The organism is Nocardioides ginsengisegetis, assembly GCF_014138045.1.
Lineage (GTDB): Bacteria > Actinomycetota > Actinomycetes > Propionibacteriales > Nocardioidaceae > Nocardioides > Nocardioides ginsengisegetis.
In genome coordinates, this window is sequence record NZ_JACGXA010000001.1 from 3,272,545 (window position 1) to 3,286,460 (window position 13,916).

13 protein-coding genes are annotated in these 13,916 nt (G+C 67.0%); 4 read left to right on the forward strand and 9 right to left on the reverse strand.

Annotated elements, in window-relative coordinates; all coding sequences use genetic code 11:
* Positions 1–53: 53 nt before the first annotated feature.
* The 3 genes from FB382_RS15795 to FB382_RS15805 form a co-directional block, all read right to left on the reverse strand.
* Positions 54–1,562, reverse strand: coding sequence for an NAD-dependent succinate-semialdehyde dehydrogenase (locus tag FB382_RS15795; protein ID WP_182540680.1), 1,509 nt, complete (start codon positions 1,560–1,562; stop codon positions 54–56).
* A gap of 117 nt (positions 1,563–1,679) precedes the next feature.
* Positions 1,680–3,020: an NAD-dependent succinate-semialdehyde dehydrogenase gene (locus FB382_RS15800; protein ID WP_182540683.1), complete on the reverse strand. Its 1,341-nt coding sequence runs from the start codon at positions 3,018–3,020 to the stop codon at positions 1,680–1,682.
* Positions 3,021–3,196: 176 nt separating this feature from the next.
* Complete coding sequence (locus FB382_RS15805) at positions 3,197–4,036, reverse strand: acyl-CoA thioesterase (protein ID WP_343055635.1); 840 nt, start codon at positions 4,034–4,036, stop codon at positions 3,197–3,199.
* An 88-nt stretch (positions 4,037–4,124) separates the two neighbouring features.
* Here FB382_RS15805 and FB382_RS15810 point away from each other — a divergent pair, with 88 nt between their 5' ends.
* Complete coding sequence (locus FB382_RS15810) at positions 4,125–4,841, forward strand: TetR/AcrR family transcriptional regulator (RefSeq protein WP_182540687.1); 717 nt, start codon at positions 4,125–4,127, stop codon at positions 4,839–4,841.
* 17 nt (positions 4,842–4,858) lie between these two features.
* Here the strand turns inward: FB382_RS15810 and FB382_RS15815 are convergent, their stop codons facing one another.
* Positions 4,859–6,229: an LLM class flavin-dependent oxidoreductase gene (locus FB382_RS15815; protein ID WP_182540689.1), complete on the reverse strand. Its 1,371-nt coding sequence runs from the start codon at positions 6,227–6,229 to the stop codon at positions 4,859–4,861.
* A gap of 197 nt (positions 6,230–6,426) precedes the next feature.
* Between FB382_RS15815 and FB382_RS15820 the strand changes: the two genes are divergently transcribed.
* Positions 6,427–7,956, forward strand: a complete 1,530-nt coding sequence (locus FB382_RS15820) for a class I adenylate-forming enzyme family protein (protein WP_182540691.1) — start codon at positions 6,427–6,429, stop codon at positions 7,954–7,956.
* Positions 7,957–8,028: 72 nt separating this feature from the next.
* Here the strand turns inward: FB382_RS15820 and FB382_RS15825 are convergent, their stop codons facing one another.
* The 3 genes from FB382_RS15825 to FB382_RS15835 form a co-directional block, all read right to left on the reverse strand.
* Positions 8,029–8,481, reverse strand: coding sequence for a MaoC/PaaZ C-terminal domain-containing protein (locus tag FB382_RS15825; RefSeq protein WP_182540693.1), 453 nt, complete (start codon positions 8,479–8,481; stop codon positions 8,029–8,031).
* Complete coding sequence (gene fabG / locus FB382_RS15830; protein ID WP_182540695.1) at positions 8,478–9,230, reverse strand: 3-oxoacyl-ACP reductase FabG; 753 nt, start codon at positions 9,228–9,230, stop codon at positions 8,478–8,480. The genes FB382_RS15825 and fabG overlap by 4 nt, the downstream gene beginning before the upstream one ends.
* A 79-nt stretch (positions 9,231–9,309) precedes the next feature.
* On the reverse strand, positions 9,310–10,527 hold the full coding sequence (locus FB382_RS15835) for an acetyl-CoA C-acetyltransferase (RefSeq protein ID WP_182540697.1): 1,218 nt from the start codon (positions 10,525–10,527) through the stop codon (positions 9,310–9,312).
* A gap of 126 nt (positions 10,528–10,653) precedes the next feature.
* Between FB382_RS15835 and FB382_RS15840 the strand changes: the two genes are divergently transcribed.
* Both FB382_RS15840 and FB382_RS15845 read left to right on the forward strand, forming a co-directional pair.
* Entirely contained in the window at positions 10,654–11,250 is a 597-nt protein-coding gene (locus FB382_RS15840; protein ID WP_182540699.1) for a TetR-type transcription factor C-terminal domain-containing protein, read from the forward strand.
* Between the two features lie 105 nt (positions 11,251–11,355).
* Entirely contained in the window at positions 11,356–11,973 is a 618-nt protein-coding gene (locus FB382_RS15845) for an MBL fold metallo-hydrolase (protein WP_220481379.1), read from the forward strand.
* 4 nt (positions 11,974–11,977) lie between these two features.
* Here the strand turns inward: FB382_RS15845 and FB382_RS15850 are convergent, their stop codons facing one another.
* Complete coding sequence (locus tag FB382_RS15850; protein WP_182540701.1) at positions 11,978–12,631, reverse strand: winged helix-turn-helix transcriptional regulator; 654 nt, start codon at positions 12,629–12,631, stop codon at positions 11,978–11,980.
* 59 nt (positions 12,632–12,690) lie between these two features.
* Positions 12,691–13,863: a flavin reductase gene (locus FB382_RS15855; RefSeq protein ID WP_182540702.1), complete on the reverse strand. Its 1,173-nt coding sequence runs from the start codon at positions 13,861–13,863 to the stop codon at positions 12,691–12,693.
* Between the last annotated feature and the right edge of the window lie 53 nt (positions 13,864–13,916).

A 13,916-nucleotide genomic window follows, 5' to 3' on the forward strand; every position in this document is an offset into this window, starting at 1 on the left:
GAGGACTTCTGCGCGGCAGGTTTGCGGCATCAGCAGCCTCAGGCGGTCGATGCTCACGCCCAGGCGATGGATTGGAACTGGCTCTCCTGGAACTCCCGGAGCCCGTCGCGCGCGCCCTCACGCCCCAGACCCGACTGCTTGACCCCCCCGAAGGGCGCCGCGGGGTCGGACACCAGGCCACGGTTGACGCCGACCATCCCGGTGTCGAGCCGCTCGGCGATGCTCATGGCCCACTGCAAGTCGCGTGAGAACACGTACGAGGCCAGGCCGTACTCACCGCGGTTGACCGACGCGAGGAGCTCGTCCTGATCGGACCACGTGACCACGGGCGCGACGGGGCCGAAGATCTCCGCCTCCAGGATCTCGGCGTCCATCGGCACGTCGGCGAGGACGGTGGGCGGGAAGAAGAACCCGGCGAGGGACGGGTCGACGTCGGCCTGGTGGGCCAGCCGCGCACCGGCTTCGAGCGCGCCAGCCACGAGATCGGTCACCGTTCGAACCGCGGCCCGGCTGATCAACGGCCCCACGTCCGGACCCTCGTACCGCGAGGGCCCGACGCGAAGGCCCGCGACGCGCTCGCCGAAGGCTCGCAGGAAGTCGGGAGCCAGGGACTCGTGCACGTAGAGGCGGTTGGCGGCCGTGCACGCCTGACCACCGTTGCGGAACTTGGCCACCATCGCGCCCTCGACGGCCTGCGCCAGGTCCGCATCGGGGCCGATGATGAGCGGGGCGTTGCCACCGAGCTCCATCGAGCAGTTCAGTACCCGCTGCGCGGCCTGCTCGAGGAGCAGCCGTCCCACGCGCGTAGAGCCGGTGAAGGAGAGCTTGCGGACGCGGGGGTCGCTCAGGAGGGTGCCGACGACGGCCGGCGCATCCACCGCGGGGACCACGTTGACCGCGCCTGCGGGAGTGCCCGCCCGTGCAAGCAGCTCGGCCACCGCGAGTGCGGAGAGCGGGGTCTCGGCCGCGGGCTTGAGCACAACTGTGCAGCCGGCCGCCAGCGCCGGGGCGACCTTGCGGGTCACCATCGCCACCGGGAAATTCCAGGGCGTCACCAGGGCGGCAACCCCAACGGCCCGGCTGGTCACGAGCGACCGCGTGCCACCGCCCGGAGCGACGACGAAGTCGCCGTCGGACCGCACGGCTTCCTCACTGAACCATCGGAAGAACTCCGCTGCGTAGGTGACCTCGCTGTGAGAGTCCACGAGCGACTTGCCGTTCTCCCACGAGATCAGGGCGGCCAAGCGGTCCGCCTCGGCGATCATGAGGTCGTACGCACGTCGCAGCACCTCCGACCGCATCCTCGGCGGTGCCGTGGACCAGGCCGTGAAGGCCTCGGCGGCCGCGTCGACGGCCTTGGTCGCGTCCTCGCCAGAGCCGTCCGCCACTGCGCGGATGACCTCGAGCGTGGACGGGTCGACCACCTCGAACGTGCCTCCGGACCTCGCGCGCCGCGCGCTCCCGCCGATCCATAACTTGCCGAGGGCGTCAGAGCGCTGAGCCCACGCGGTCACGTCCGGCGACAGCACTCCGCGCCGTGACTGGTCGACACTCGTAGTCATGCCTCTCCTCGCATCACTCAGACTGCCCAGGGCGCGAGCTTGCACGTCCTGAGTGGGATCCTCGCCCTCTGCGACCGGGAGACCCGCCGAGCGGTCCCCTCAGTCACGAAGCGGCGATCAGCGGACCGTACGGATCATCTTCCGGTTGAGGAACTCCTCGATGCCGACCCGGCCGAGCTCGCGGCCGAAGCCCGACCGCTTGACGCCGCCGAACGGGTGCTCGGGTCCCATGGCGCCCACGCCGTTGATGAAGACCATTCCAGCCTCCAGTTGCTCCGCGACGCGGGTCGCCTGCACCGGGTCAGTTGTGAAGATGTAGGAACCGAGTCCGAAGTCCGTGTCGTTGGCCGCTGCGATCGCCTCGTCCTCGTCGCGGACCTTGAACACCATCGCGACCGGCCCGAATAGCTCGTCCTTGGCGATCGCCCCGCTAACGTCACTCAGCACGCCGGGCGCGAACCACGCACCGCGTCGTTCGTCGGCGCCCGCAAGTGTGGCGCCACCCGCCACCGCCGACCTGACCTGATCCTCGAGATGGAGCGCGGCCATCTCGGAGGACAACGGAGAAGCCGGGATGGACGTCATGCGCTCGGTGAACTTGGCGACGAAGTCGTCGTAGAGGTCCTCGTGGACGATCATCCGCTTGCCCGCATTGCAGGCCTGCCCGTTGTTGCCGACCCGAGCCATCACCGCGGCCTCGACCGTGGCGTTGAGGTCATCCGAGCTCAGGACGATGAACGGGTCCGAGCCGCCGAGCTCGAGGACGACCTTCTTGAGGTTGCGGCCGGCGATCTCCGCCACCGCGGCGCCGGCGCGTTCCGAGCCGGTCAGGGAGATGCCCTGCACCCGCTTGTCCGCAATGACGTCGGCCACCTGCTCATTCGTGGCGTAGATGTTGACATAGGCACCCTCGGGGAAGCCAGCGTCGAGGAAGAGCTGCGAGAGCGCCGCCGCCGACTCGGGGCACTGGGGAGCATGCTTCAACAGGATCGTGTTGCCGGCCACCAAGTTCGGCGCTGCGAATCGGGCCACCTGGTAGACGGGGAAGTTCCACGGCATGATCCCGAGGAGCACACCCACGGGTTCCCTCCGCAGGATCGAGGACCCCTCGCCCCAGCTCAACGGAATGTCTTCGTCCGCCAAGAAGGTCTCGGCGTTCGTGGCGTAGTACGCGAAAATGCTGGCGCTGAAGTCCACCTCCATCAGAGCCTCGTCGAGGGGCTTGCCCATCTCACGACCGATAATTGCCGCGAACTGGTCCCGCCGCTCGACGAGCAGCTCGCTGGCACGTTGCGCGCACTTCGCGCGATCCGCCACGGACGCCGGACGAGCCCACTCCCGATAGGCGGAGTGCGCGCTCGTGATCGCTGCACGAACTTGGTCGTCGCTCGCGGTGGGATAGCTCCGAACTTCCTGTCCCGTCCCCGGGTCTACCACCGCGTAGTGGGTCTCAACCATTGTTGAACCTCCGTCTGTGAGATCGATCATGAGGAGTGGGACGCGGGCAATGGAGCGCCGTCGCATGAGAGAGCACGCAGATCACGTCTTCTCATCGTCCCGAATGTGATAGTCCACTATCAGTGTAAGCGGAGTGTGCTCCGGTATCAAGAGTGTCTGAGTTCCGCGCACCGCGCTCACGCGGGAGCGCTGGGCACGCGCGATCGCAGGGCTGCGAGCACGTCCGGCGAGGGCGACACGGACTTCTGCAGCTGGGGCGAGAAGAACACCAGCGTCACCGAACCGTGGGCCAGTTCGTCGTCGCCGCTCATGACCGTCGACTCGATGGTCGTCGAACGGCCACCCACCCGTGACACCCAGCTCCATACGTCGATCCCCTCCGCGGCCAGCGCGGGTGCTCCGAACAGGTCCACGTCCTTCTGGGCGACGACCGTCGCAGTCGGGTCTATCCCCAGCTCGGCGATCAGCTGGATCCGCGCTTCCTGGAGGTACTCGAAGCAGCCGACATCACCCAGCCGTCCGGCGCCGTCGACGTCCGAGCGGCGCACCTGGAGAGCCGTGTGGTGCCGATCGCCGAAGGCGTCGCGCGCGCGAGTCGGGGGCCGGCCCCTGGTCCCGAACAGTGCACTGGACCGGGCGACGACCATCCGAGAATCGAGACTCGAGTGGGCGAGCTCGGAGGCGATCGTGAGTTGCCCGCTCGAACCCTGCGTCGCGCGACACTCGACCTCGACCGAGCGAGCAGCGAGCATGAGCGGCGCGAGGAAAGTCACCTCGTACCGCAGTGCTGCCGGTTGCAGCTCATCGCGGGCGGCGGCGCCCCCGGCCGGCTCGCACCGTCGTCGCAGAAGGGCTTCGTGAGCCTCCTGTAGATACTCGGCGTAGGCGACGTTGTTCACGTGGCCGAGCGGATCGACGTCCGCCCAGCGGAGGAGACACTCATGCCGATGCACACGTTCGGGGCTCGCGACCTGCGGGGCTCCGGGCATCTCCGGCGCGGAGATCCTGTCTACCATGAGCGGGCTCTTTCCTGGACAGCAAAGTCGGACATGCGTCCGACTCGGACGGTATCAGCGGGGCGGTGCGTAGGAGGCAGCACATAAGATGCCGCGCACCGATGAATCAAAGGGAGGCACCGTGTCGTCAATGCCCGTTGAACCACTTGGCCTGAGGCAACGCAAGAAGCAGGAGGCCATGGCTCGGATGCGTGCAGCCGCGCGCGATCTCATGTGGGACCGCGGCTACGACGACGTGACCACCAAGGAGATCGCGGCGCGGGCAGATGTGGGCGAGGCGACCCTCTTCAGGTACTTCCCCTCAAAGCTCGACCTCTTCCTCATGGTGTACGGCGAGGAGTTCGAGAAGGTCATCAACGCGTGCACCGAGCTCGAGGCGAAGCTCGACTCGTCCGGCGGCAAGCCGAGTTCCGAGGACTTCGTGCAGCGAATCCTCACCAGCTACAGCATGTTCGCCGAGCTCTACGTGCGGTACCCGGACTTGGCATTCACCTTCGTGAAGGAGTCGTTCGGGTCGCACACCGATGTCGCGCAGAGCGGCCTTGCGCATGCCAATCGTTGGTTCGAGCTTCTCGAGACCATCGTGGACGAGGCCCAGTCGTCGGGCTCCTTTGCCAAGGTTGATCCCGCAACGGTCGTGCAGAACTGCCACGCCCTCTACGTGCACGAGGTGCTGCGCTCCCACGCCAGGGGTCTCGCGTCGAGTGAGCTCCCCCACCGCTTGTCCCACCGCCTCGAGTCGCTGCTGCGCCCGCTCCAGGTGCTTCCCAAGAAGGCGTGGCTGCAGCAGCTCGAGAACATCTGAGCGCGGCACCGGTCTGCTCACCCCTCGGCGCGAGCCACCTGGGCACCGGGGTGAGTGGGCGAGAGCCGGGAGTTGCCCGGGCCCGAGATGTACTCGCGCAGCGTCTTCCCTTCGTACTCCTTCCACACCCGGCCACGCTTCTGCAGCTCGGGAACCACGGTGTCGACGAAGGCATTGATGTCGTGGGGCGTTACGGCATAGGAGAGGTTGATGCCGTCGAGGTCGCCCTCGTCGATCCACCGCTCGATCTCGTCCGCGACCGTCTCCGGACTGCCGACCAGGACGGGCTCGACCCCACCAATGCTCATGTGGTTGCCGATGTCGGCCGGCGTCCACTGTCGGCTGGGGTCGAGCTTGGTGAAGAGGTCGAGCACGGTCTGGATCGCGTTGGTCTCTCCAGCGGCCAACGGGGAGTCCTGGTCGAACTGGCCCAGGTCGATGCCGGAGAAGCCCCCGAACAACGCCATCGCACCCTGCGGAGAGGCGTACTCCTGGTACTCGGCATACAAGCGCTCCGCCTCTGCGTCGGAATCTGCAATCACGGCGGTCAGGATCGTGAAGATCTTGACGTCGTCGCGCTTGCGGCCCGCGGCCTCGACCTGCGTCCGGATGTCGTCGGTGATGACGCGGCTGAGCTTGGAGTTGAGCACGTTGACGAAGAGGCCCTCACCGTGTTCCGCCGCGAACCGCCGGCCGCGCGAGGAGGCGCCGGCCTGGAAGATCACGGGGCTCCTCTGTGGAGAGGGCTCCGACATGTTGAACCCATCGACGTCGAAGAAGCGGCCGTGGTGCCGAATGGGGTGGACCTTTGCCGGATTGACGAAGACACCACGCTCGCGGTCGAGCTCGACGGCTTCGTCGTCCCACGACTGCTCCCAGAGCTTGTACATGACCGTCATGAACTCCTCGGCCATCTCGTACCGATCGTCGTGGGCCATGGGGGTGGTGCCGAAGTTGCGAGAGGCGCTGGGCAGGTAGGACGTCACGACGTTCCAACCGACGCGACCCTTAGTGAGGTGGTCGAGGGTGCTGAAGCGTCGCGCCAACGGGTAGGGGTGCTCGAAGGTCGCCGACGCCGTGAGCGCGAATCCAAGTCGCTCCGTCACGGACGCCATCGCCGACACGTACTGGAACGGGTCATTGGCCGGGATCTGCATCCCGTCGCGCAGCGCCGCGTCGACCGACCCGCCGTAAACGTCGTACGGCCCAAGAACGTCGGCCAAGAAGACCGCGTCGAAGCGGCCGCGCTCGAGGGTTTTCGCCAGCTCCAGCCAGTAGTCAAGCTCCTTGTAGCGGTGCGCCTCGCTGAGGGGGTGTCGCCACATGCCGGAGCTCTGGTGGCCCGCCGCAGTCATGTTGAAGGCATTGAGCCCGATTCGCTTGGTCATTTCGACTACCTCGCCTAATTTTAGTAGTGCGCTTCGATCGAAGCGTACTTTCATTCTGTCACGCGTCTGCGGCCTTGTGAAGATTGCTCGCCAGCACAGGTGCCCTTCCCATGACCGACGCCATCTGAGACACTTTGCAAGTTCACTTCGAATGAAGTGCACTATCTCTGCAGACTAGGCTGAAGGTGACGAGGTCGATGAGCAACGCCGTCCAGAACGTGTGGAAGCACGCGGACTCCACCCCCCATGCGATCGCGCTGAGGGTGGGCAAAGACGAATGGTCATACGCTGAAACCCGGGCGTGCATCATGAGGGCCGCCACATTCCTGCGCGCCCGCGGCGCACGGAAGGGCGGACGCGTGCTGATCGTCCTTCCGACGAGCCCGGAGTTCGTATGGACCTACTACGGTGCACTGTCCCTGGGCGCTGTCGCGGTCACGGTCAACACGATGAGCGCGCCCCGCGAGATCGAGTACTTCATCCGTGACGCGGAGTGCGACATTGCCGTCGGCTACGAGGGAAGCGAAACTGCACTGCTCCCCGCCGTCGCCGCGACTGGTCGCCCGTGCTCGATCCTCTCCCCCGGCGCGTTCTCGACCGCGGAGGTAGGCGAACGCTCCTCGACCGGGTCGTACACCGACCTGCCGGGAGACGAGCCGGCCGTGCTCCTGTACACGTCCGGCACCACGGGCAGTCCCAAGGGCGCGGTGCTCACCCATGACAACCTGCTCGCCTGCGCAAAGAGTCAGTCCGAGGTGCAGGCCATCGGGCCGGACGACCGCATGGGCACTGCGCTGCCCCTCTTCCATGTCTTCGGCCAGGCGTCCGTAATGTCCTCGGTCCACCACGTGGGAGCGAGCCTGTCGCTGCTGAGGCCGTTCAGCGGTGCCGGCATGATCGAGATGGCTGCCGCCCACGAGCTCACCGCTATGGCCGGCGTCCCGACGATGTGGAACGAAATGCTGCACGCCGAGACCGACGTGACCGCCGAGCAGCTCGGCGCGCTGCGGTTGTGTGTATCCGGCGGGGCCACACTGCCGCTCGCCGTCGCGGCCGCATTCCGCGAACGCTTCGGCGCCCAGGTCATGGATGGCTACGGCCTGAGCGAGACCACCGGAACGGCGAGCGGCCGCCGCCAGGGCGCGCCACCCAAAGAGGGCAGCGTCGGTAGCGCCATGCCGGGCTGCACGATCGCCATCTTCGGGCCGGACCACCAGCCCGTCGCCGACGGAGTAGTCGGCGAGGTCGCGATCGATGGTCCTGTAGTCATGCGCGAGTACTGGAATCGTCCGGACGCGACGGCCGACGTGCGAGCGGGATCATGGTTCCTGACCGGGGACCTCGGTCGCATGGACGCCGACGGGGACCTCTGGATCGTCGGTCGCACCAAGGACCTGATCATCCGGGGCGGCTACAACGTCTACCCGCGCGAGGTGGAAGAAGTCCTCTACAGCCATCCTGACGTCCTCGAGGCGGCGGTCATCGGTGTGCCAGACGAGCGTCTGGGCGAGGAGATCGCTGCGGTCGTCGTCACTCAGCCAGGCCGTCACGTGGACCTGGCCGCGCTACGTGCGTGGCTGGAGGAGCGCCTGTCGACCTATAAGGTGCCGCGGATCTATCACCTCTGCGATGAACTGCCCAAGGGCTCGACAGGGAAGATCCTCAAGCGGGCCCTGGACCCCGACGCAGTCATCAAGGATGGCGTACGGGTCACGCAGTCGCGATGACACAGCACGACGCCCCACCGCGGCAGCGATGGGGCGTCGAGGTGCTGTTTTGCGTACCGATCTGGACCGGCGTCAGGCGCCCAACACCGAGAGCGTCTCGACAACGCACGCTGGCTTGGCGCTTCCCTCCAACTCGATCGTGATGCGCGTGGTCGTGTGGTGGCCACCCCGGCCCTCCTCGACGGACAGGAGTTCGACTCCGGCGCGGACCTGCGAGTCCACGGGTACGGGGGTGGGGAACCGGAGCTTGTTGGCGCCGTAGTTGACGCCCATGGCGACACCACGCACCTCGTACACTTGCCAGATCAGCATCGGCACCAGCGAGAGCGTGAGGTAGCCGTGCGCCACGGTGGTCCCGAAGGGTCCCGCGGCGGCCCGGGCATGGTCGACGTGGATCCACTGGTGGTCCCCCGTTGCCTCCGCGAAGGTGTCGATCTGTCCCTGGGTAATCGTGTGCCAAGGTGAGTAGCCCAGGTGAGTCCCCACCGCCGCTGCGAGGTCATCGATGCCTTCGAAGACCTTCACGCCTTGGGTCCGCCGGCCACGTAGAGGACCTGACCGGAGACGAACCCGGCAGCCTCGCTGGCGAAGAACGACACAGCGTGCGCGATGTCCTCGGGCTGCCCGACCCGTGCCACCGGGATCTGGGCCGCCGCGCCTGCCTTGAACTCCTCGAACGGCACCCCGATGCGCTCTGCCGTCTCGTGTGTCATCTCGGTCTCGATGAAGCCCGGAGCGATGGCGTTCACCGTGACCCCGAACTTCCCCAGCTCCAGGGCCAGGGTCTTGGTGAACCCCTGCAGCCCGGCCTTGGCGGCGGCGTAGTTGGCCTGCCCGCGATTGCCCAGCGCCGAAGTGCTCGACATGTTGACGATGCGCCCGAACTTCCGCTCGATCATGTGGCCCTGGACCGCGCGGGTCATCAGGAACGAGCCGCGCAGGTGTACGTCCATCACGAGGTCCCAGTCGGCGACCGTCATGCGGAACAGGAGGTTGTCGCGGATGACCCCGGCGTTGTTGACCAGGACCGTCGGGGGGCCGAGTTCCTGGACCACCCGAGCCACTCCTGCGGCGACGGCCTCTTCATCACTCACGTCGGTTCCGACAGCGATCGCCCTGCCACCGGACTTTTCGATGCTCTCCGCCACAAGCAGGCAGGCGGCCTCGTCGAGGTCGACGACGGCGACGGCGCATCCATCGGCGGCCAGTTGCTGGGCCACAGCCGCGCCGATCCCGCGCGCTGCTCCCGTGACCACGGCAATTCTGGTGTTCAACGCATTCTCCTCAAGTGTGTCTTCAGAAGGCGCATCGCCGAGATAGGCGGTACGCGGGTGATCGAGCCGCTGGATCGCCTCAGGACAGTCGCTCCAGCACCATGGCCATCCCCTGGCCGCCGCCGATGCACATCGTCTCCAGGCCGAACTGCTTGTCGTGCCACTGGAGGGAGTTGATGAGCGTGCTGGTAATGCGTGCGCCGGTCATGCCGAAGGGGTGGCCCACCGCGATCGCGCCGCCGTTGACGTTGAGCCGGTCCTCGTCGATCCCCAGCTCACGAGCCGATGCGAGGGCCTGCGCGGCGAACGCCTCGTTGATCTCCACCAGGTCGATGTCGGCGATCGTCAGCCCCGCGAGCTCCAGGGCTCGGCGGGACGAATCCACCGGACCCAGCCCCATGATCTCTGGGGACAGTCCGCTGACCGCCGTGCTCACGATACGAGCCAGCGGGGTCAGCCCGAGATCGCTCGCCTTGGTGTCCGACATGATGACAAGAGCCGCAGCACCATCGTTCAGCGGACAGCAGTTGCCGGCCGTGACCGTGCCGTCCGGCTTGAAGACCGGGCGTAGCGCCCCCAGGCTTTCCATGGTCACGCCCGGACGGGGACCATCGTCTGCGGTCACCTGCGTGCCGTCGGGCGTCGTCACCGGGGTGATGTCCCGTGACCAGAACCCGTTGGCGATCGCACGCTCGGCGCGGTTCTGGCTGCGTACGGCGAACTCGTCCTGCTCCTCGCGGGTGATGCCCTTCAGCTGGGCGACATTCTCGGCCGTCAGTCCCATCGACATGTAGACATCGGGCAGGAGTTCCTCCGCGCGAGGGTCGGACCAGGTCTGACCACCTGAGGCGAATCGCCGGGTGCGCACCTCGGCGTCCGCGAACGCGGGGTTCTGAGTGCCGGGGGGACCGTCGGCCCACCCATCCAGGTAACGACTGATCGTCTCGACGCCGCCAGAGATGAACACGTGCCCTTCACCCGACTTGATGGCGTGGAGCGCCATGCGCGTGGTCTGAAGACTCGCCGCGCAGTACCGGTTAACGGTCACGCCCGGGAGGTGGTCCATCCCTGCCAGTACCGCGACAGCACGCCCGATGTTGTAGCCGGCCTCGCCCGAGGGCTGCCCGACGCCCAGCATCAGGTCCTCGATGTCGGCAGGGTCGAGCTCGGGCACCTTCGCCAGTGCAGCTTGGATCATCTGTACGGTCAGGTCGTCGGGACGGACGTCCTTCAGCGACCCCTTATGTGCACGTCCGATCGGAGAGCGGGCGGCGGAAACGATCACGGCCTCGGGCATCATGTACTCCTTGAGTCCTATAATTGAGCAGTTGCTTAATTCCAGATACGACGACACTGCCTGACCTCGGTTCGTCCGGTCAACGAAATTTGAGAGTGTGCTCCGTCACGCGAACGGGAGGCGGAAATGAGCAGAACTACGGACGAGACACGGGCCGGGCGCACCCGGGCGCGGCTGCAGACCGCAGCGCTGTCGACCTTCGCCGATCGCGGGTTCCACGGGACGTCGACCCGGGACATCGCCGCGGCCGCCGGGCTGAGCCCCGCCGCCGTCTACATGCACCACAGCTCCAAGGAGGAGCTGCTGTTCGTCATCTCGCGTGCCGGTCACGAGGACACGCTCGAGCGCGTGCGGACCGCCGCAGCAACGAGTGATTCGCTGTCTGCTCAGCTGGCGGCCGTGACGCGCGCATTCGCGGGGCATCACGCCGAGGCACCCATGTCGGCGCGTGTCGTCAACTACCAGCTCGATGCTCTCAGCGACGAGCACCTGGGCGAGATCCGGACCCTCCGACGTCTCATCGGCACAGAGATCCGCGACATCGTCGACAGGGGGGTGGCGAGCGGAGAGTTTGCGACGCGACATCCACAGGTTGCGGCACACGCCATTTTGTCCCTCGGCATCGACGTGGGTCGGTGGTACAACGCGACCGGTGACTGGACGCCGGGCGACGTCGGGGACTACTACTCCGAACTGGCGCTCCGGATGGTGGAGGCTCGCTGACCGCACGACCGGTGCGAAATCAGGACTATCTGCTTCCACGCATGAGAGGTTCAATGACTGGGTTGGATCTCGGTCGGTCACCCGCTGGAAGAAGGAACGTGCGACATGAATGACATCAAGCTCCCCTCGGGCGTCGTCGACGACTGGGGGGTGCTGACCGACGGCTACGCGCCATGGCCCCTAGGCGGCATGGACGAGACCGGAAGCGTTGCGTCGACCATCTCATTCGTGCGTTCCGGAGAGCACACGATCATCCACGACCCCGGCTTGGTGCGCAGTCGCGCCGCCGTGCTCGACCCGCTCGGAGACCGCGGCTTCGCGGCCACCGAGGTGACGGACGTGATCATCAGTCACCACCACCCCGACCACACTTTGAATGTTGCGCTTTTCGAGAACGCGAAGACCCACGACGTGTGGGGCATCTACCAGAACGACCAGTGGCACAGCCGCATGGCCGATGGGGCCGAGGTTGCCCCCGGAGTGACGCTCGTGCACACGCCTGGACACACCGAGCAGGACATCTCCACGCTCGTGCGCACGCGGGACGGACTCGTGGTCTTCACCCATCTCTGGTGGACCGACTCGGTCCCTGAGGAGGACCCGTTCGCGGTCAACAGCGACCTACTCCACTCCTTCCGCGAGCGGATCCTGGGTCTCGGCCCGGTCCTCATCGTGCCTGGGCACGGCGCGGCCTTCGAACCCTCGAGCAAGACTCCCCGCTAGCCACTCACGCGGGCGTCGGCACCGATGCCGGCGTCCGGGTGAGGGGGAACCACATCGGGAAGGCCTGGACGAGAGCAGCCGGGCCCGCCAACTTGACTGCACGGACGTCGATCGCATCGCGCCAGCCGCTCCTGCCCGCACACAGGTCCGTCAGGACCGGGAGCGTGGCTTCGACGAGAAGGTCGGAGGCAGGCTCCGACTCCCCCAGGCACGTGCGCACGTCGGCTCCGTCCACGCGTACGTACCCGCTCGGGGCCGACGGCTCGGCGAAGTGGAACTGGATGGAAACGCGCCGCTTCGGCAGCATCGCCCGGTCGAGCCGCCGCTCGAGCTGTTGCAGGACGTGCAGGACGTCCTTGGTCTCCTCCGGCACGTACCACTCGAGAGCCCAGCCACCCAAGGCTTGGAGGACCGGCGCCAGCCCCCAGCCGGCCGGGCTCAGGACATATCGCGTCCTGCTCCGCCGATCGGGAGTTTCGGAGGGGTGCCGCTCCACGATCGCCAGGCCCTCGAGGTATCTCAAGCGGGACGCGAGCAGGCTCTTGGACAGCCCGGGCAGGGCGTCGTGGATCTCGGTGAAGCGTGTGTTGCCCACGGCGAGCTCCCGGACGACGAGGAGCGACCACCGGTCCCCCACCAGCCGGATCGCGTTCGACACCTCGCAGTAACCCGCGCCCGGTTCAAGGTGCATACGCGGGTCAGCGACGGCGGGCGCGCTCACAAGGCCGCTATCGCCAAGGTCGACGCCGTCGCCGCGTCGTGCAGCGCAGCCGCCTGGGACCGCACTTCGTCCGGCCGCATCAGGCCCGGCCGACCCCACAGCGTGAGCATGAACGCCACCCGGTCGTCGAGCCCGAACACAGGTGCACTCAAGGATCGGAGCTCGACCTCCCCCTCCGGATCGCCCGGCTGGTTGTAGCCCCCCAGCGCGTCGAAGAAGGCCCTACGGAGCTGCTCCGCGGTCACCGAAGGGTCACCTGCATTGATACGGGTGGCAACTGACTCCAGGTGAGCGCCGGCCGCATGCCCTGTCGCAATGGCATAACCGCGGTCGCGAACCAGCTCAGGCGCTCGTCGCACAGCCATCACCTGGTCGGCGTCCAGGGCACCCTCCACGGACTTCACCCACCGGTCCCGCAGCGCGTCGTCACCCCACGCGGCGAAGCAGCTGCCGATCGGCGCCATGAACGGCAGCCGTTGACCGACGCGTGTCGGCGCCACGGCGATGTCCGTGTGGCCGGCTGCAGCAGCGAGTACGAGCTCGTCTCCGACAAGGGCGATAGCCGTCACCTCCGTGGTGAGCGTCGACGCCAACGACTCCATGTAGGGGCGGGCCAGGTCGATCAGTCGCAGGTGGCCCAGGAGGTCCGAGTCACCCGAGGCGAGGGAGAGGGGGGCGAACGAACCGTAGCCGCCCCTGAAGAACAGCAGAGGTTGCCCGGAGGCGCCGAAGTCGAGTTCGCGCACGCGACCGATGACGATCTCGTGGTCACCGGCCTCGTGGACCTGCTCGGTGTCGCAGTCGATCCAGGCCACCGCGCCCGCGATCACCGGATTGCCGGCAGCGGAGTGCTGCCACTCGAACCCCTCGAGCTTGTCGACCTTGCGGGTCGCGACGGCGCGACACAGGTCTTCCTGGTCGGCACGGAGGACGTTAATGCAGAAGGTGTTCCCGCTCTCGCGCAACCCCTTCCACGAGGAGGAGGTCTTGCTCGGGAGGAAGGCCACTAACGGCGGCTCGAGGGACACGGAGGTGAAGGACCCGACCGTCATCCCGAGAGCCTCACCCGTCGAGCTGATCGCGGTGACGACCACTACGCCGGTGGGATACTGGCCCAGCACCTCACGGAAATGCCCCGGGTCGACCTCGACCCGATCTCGGTTGACCACGACGATGCTCCTCCGACGTCATTACAAAAACGTAGTGTGCTTCGTTTGATAGC